Origin of the sequence: Kitasatospora sp. NPDC059571 (assembly GCF_042735675.1) — a bacterium.
Classification (GTDB): domain Bacteria; phylum Actinomycetota; class Actinomycetes; order Streptomycetales; family Streptomycetaceae; genus Kitasatospora.
Genome location: NZ_JBHWBW010000387.1, coordinates 7,328 through 7,585 on the forward strand (window position 1 = coordinate 7,328; position 258 = coordinate 7,585).

Consider the following 258-nt stretch of genomic DNA (forward strand, 5'->3'; position numbering starts at 1 on the left):
GGGTCTCACGGGGCGGGGCTCCCGCGCGCGGGGGGGGGCGCCCGGGGGCCGCCCCCCCGCGGCGCGGTGGTGCGGATCAGATGACGGTCCGGCAGACCGTTCCGTTCAGCCGGAACACCGTCGGGGACGGGTTGGCGCCGTTGTTGCCGCCGACGAAGCCGAACTCGGCGGAGTTGCCGCCGTTCGGCGCGAGCCGCGCGTTGCATGTCAATCCTCCTGACGCGCCGGGACGCAGGATCGTCCGCGGAAGGTCAGGGG

The 258-nt window shown here is 75.6% G+C and carries 1 protein-coding gene; it reads right to left on the bottom strand.

Annotated features, from left to right (window positions below; translation table 11 throughout):
• Nucleotides 1-76: 76 nt before the first annotated feature.
• The coding region (locus tag ACFV0G_RS30535; protein ID WP_380555035.1) for a cellulose binding domain-containing protein at nucleotides 77-258 on the bottom strand (182 nt) is incomplete at its 5' end.